The sequence below is a fragment of the Deltaproteobacteria bacterium genome (genome assembly GCA_013151235.1).
Lineage (GTDB): Bacteria > CG2-30-53-67 > CG2-30-53-67 > CG2-30-53-67 > CG2-30-53-67 > JAADIO01.
On sequence record JAADIO010000020.1, the window covers coordinates 10,816 to 13,356 of the forward strand.

At 48.5% G+C, this 2,541-nt stretch carries 2 protein-coding genes; one reads left to right on the forward strand and one right to left on the reverse strand.

The window, feature by feature from the left end; genetic code table 11:
* Positions 1-101 precede the first annotated feature (101 nt).
* Positions 102-1,310: an IS256 family transposase gene (locus tag GXP58_03750; GenBank protein NOY52718.1), complete on the forward strand. Its 1,209-nt coding sequence runs from the start codon at positions 102-104 to the stop codon at positions 1,308-1,310.
* 249 nt (positions 1,311-1,559) lie between these two features.
* Here the strand turns inward: GXP58_03750 and GXP58_03755 are convergent, their stop codons facing one another.
* Positions 1,560-2,474, reverse strand: coding sequence for an HNH endonuclease (locus GXP58_03755; protein NOY52719.1), 915 nt, complete (start codon positions 2,472-2,474; stop codon positions 1,560-1,562).
* Between the last annotated feature and the right edge of the window lie 67 nt (positions 2,475-2,541).

Genomic DNA, 2,541 nt, shown 5'->3' on the forward strand with positions numbered 1-2,541 from the left:
GATAACGTAAAATATTTTTCGCACATTCAAAAAGGACATGATAGCCTTCCATCTGGTTTATTTCAGTCCGCTAAAACAAAAACAACCAGAAGGAGGCCACCATGTCCAAGAAAGATTGTAGCGCAAAATCGGGGAAATTGATAGAGATCGATGAAACGAAAGTCACGGCACATTTGAGCGAGATTGTCCGGGGGACCGTGGAGGAGACGCTGAACGGCTTATTGGATGCAGAAGCGGAGAGATTATGTAACGCCAAGCGTTATGAACACACCGAGGCCCGCCAGGATACACGTGCGGGATCTTACCGTCGTACTCTCCATACCAAAGCCGGTGCAGTATCGTTAAAGATGCCGAAATTGAGGAAATTAACCTTCGAGACAGCCATCATTGAGCGCTATCGAAGACGAGAGTCATCGGTGGAAGAAGCGTTGATGGAGATGTATTTGGCAGGAGTATCCGTTCGGCGCGTCGAGGATATCACCGAGGCGTTGTGGGGCTCCCGTGTAAGTCCGGGTACGGTCTCTCAGCTCAACAAGAAGATATACAAGCGGATCGAAGCCTGGCGGACACGGCCGATCCAGGGGGAGCATGCCTATGTCTATCTCGACGGAATTTACTTGAAGCGGAGCTGGGGTGGGGAGGTCCGCAATGTAGCCGTCCTGGTCGCCATTGGCGTAGGCAAGGACGGCTACCGGGAGATTCTCGGTGTTGCAGAAGGGGCCAAAGAGGACAAGACCAGCTGGACAAATTTCTTAAGGCATTTGAAGCAGAGAGGCCTGTCAGGTGTACGACTTTTTATCTCTGACCGCTGTCTCGGCCTGGTGGAATCGTTGGCGGAGGCCTACCCGGATGCACTGTGGCAGCGGTGTATTGTCCACTTTTACCGTAATGTGTTCTCGGTAGTTCCCAAGGGCAAGGTAAAAAAGGTTGCGGCCATGCTCAAAGCGATTCATGCCCAGGAGGACCGGGAGGAAGCTCTACGCAAAGCCGGGAGTGTAGTCACGAAGCTCACCAAGATGAAACTGGGCCGCGCCGCTTCGATGGTCCAGGAAAGAATTGAGGAAACCCTGTCATATTATCATTTTCCTGGGGAGCATTGGCGCCAGATCCGGACCAATAATCCCCTGGAACGAATCATGCGTGAGATTCGAAGGCGCACACGAGTCGTTGGTTGCTTCCCCGATGGACAATCAGCACTCATGCTGGTTGCGGCCCGACTCCGCCATATTGCCGGTACCAAATGGGGAACCAGACGATATATGAAAATGGATCCACTCTTCAAACCGGAGACAATGGCTGCCACCGCCTAAGAAGGGATCCCAGATGGAGGGCTACAACTAAAAGTGCGAAAGATTCTTGACACTACATCTCGAAAAGTCTTCACTATCCTGCCCTATCCTGCCAATCAGAGCGGCGGGCGGCCTGACGTAGTCGGGCGACTCGCGCATTCGCACCGCGGTGCGAACGACCTGCATCAGCAGCGGCGCCACCTAAGCTTTCCGCGTCAGCGCCGCCGCGCTTCCCGCCGTCTGCTGAATGCTTTTGTTCGGCCTTGCCGTTCATTTTTTCTTACGATGAATCTCATCATGGCAAACCGTACAAACAGTAATAAGGTTGTTTTCCGTGTTGTCGCCGCCCTTTGCATGGTGTTTTTTATGATGTAACTCCAAATGACGAGGATCAGATCTATTCCATTCTTCGTGCGACCAATTACAGACAGTACATTTGTACTTGTCCCTCCGAAGAACCTCTCTTTTAACCTGATCTGGAATATGTCTATCATGCTCAGGACTCTGGCGGTCAGCCTCAAGTAAATAAACACCTACTTCCAGATCAGGACGGCCGGTATTTTGAGTGACGACAGGCCAGCCATATTCAGTGCGCAACTCTCTAACCCTTCTTGCCCATTCCGACCTATCTTTTGCCAGGTATTTCAACTCCTCTCCTGTTACTTTTTGGCCGACGTTTTCCCTCAAATATTTTAAAATTTTGTCTCGGACGGAAATATTTTCTCTTCTGATTTCATTGGCAAGGTTCCACCGATGGGCCGCATCTCTATCTTGCTGTTGAGAAAGTAATATATAATCGGAAGGGCCCATTGACATTACATCAATATTTGGAAGAGGAAATTCGTTTTCTTCCGCCATTTGTCCAGCTGTCAGACCGCTTACAATTGACCACCCGAACTGTACTTTCAGTTCTCGAACCCTTCGGGCATATTCTTGGATACCCGAAACGACAAGCAACTCATCGCCACTTATAATAATGGCTGGATATTTTAGAAAATAATGGAGGATTCGATCTCTGGCGCTTCTTGCTATGGTAGATGGTATTAAAGATTTCCCCAGTTCTCGTAACTGTTGAAAACAAGGAACCAGAGAAAGGACTTTAGTTCGTAAACTGTCGGATTTTAATTCCAGTTCAAAGTTGGTTAATAAATTCTGTAATTCTTTTCTGATTTCTTCAGATTCCATATTCAGTTTTTTCTTATTAGCTTTCGAGAAACGAAAGAATTTTAATCTTTAGTTTATTCGTGTTGTT

What these genes read in the sequence shown, in the direction of transcription:
- GXP58_03750 (NOY52718.1), top strand. Translation starts at nt 102, where the DNA reads ATGTCCAAGAAAGATTGTAGCGCAAAATCGGGGAAATTGATAGAGATC.
- GXP58_03755 (NOY52719.1), bottom strand. Translation starts at nt 2,474, where the DNA reads ATGGAATCTGAAGAAATCAGAAAAGAATTACAGAATTTATTAACCAAC.